The sequence below is a fragment of the Vibrio sp. 2134-1 genome, assembly GCF_033339495.1.
Window position 1 is genome coordinate 1 of record NZ_JAWOUS010000980.1, and the last position, 513, is coordinate 513.

General features: G+C 48.0%; 1 protein-coding gene. It reads left to right on the top strand.

The genetic code is table 11. The annotated features are described in order from the left end of the window. Positions 1 to 513 (top strand): tRNA dihydrouridine(20/20a) synthase DusA (gene dusA / locus R7R78_RS29585; protein WP_225475023.1); only part of this gene is annotated, 513 nt, incomplete at both ends.

Consider the following 513-nt stretch of genomic DNA (forward strand, 5'->3'; position numbering starts at 1 on the left):
ATTCATGGAAAAGGAGATTTCCTCGCTTACAACGAAGAGGAACATCCGTTAGCCCTTCAGTTGGGTGGTTCAAACCCAGAAGATTTGGCCAAGTGTGCCAAGTTGGCGCAAGAACGTGGCTATGATGAGATCAACCTAAATGTGGGTTGTCCATCTGATCGTGTGCAAAACGGTCGCTTTGGTGCTTGCCTGATGGCGGAGCCGCAATTGGTCGCGGACTGTGTCGCTGCAATGAAAGAGGTGGTTGATGTTCCTGTTACGGTTAAAACACGTATTGGCATTGACGATCAAGATTCTTATGAGTTCCTAACGGACTTCGTATCGATCGTCTCTGAGAAAGGCGGCTGTGAGCAGTTCACTATTCACGCGCGTAAAGCGTGGCTAAGTGGTCTGAGCCCGAAAGAAAACCGCGAGATTCCGCCGCTGGACTACCCACGTGCTTACCAATTGAAGCAAGATTTTTCTCATTTAACTATTGCTATTAATGGTGGTGTGAAATCTCTGGAAGAAGCA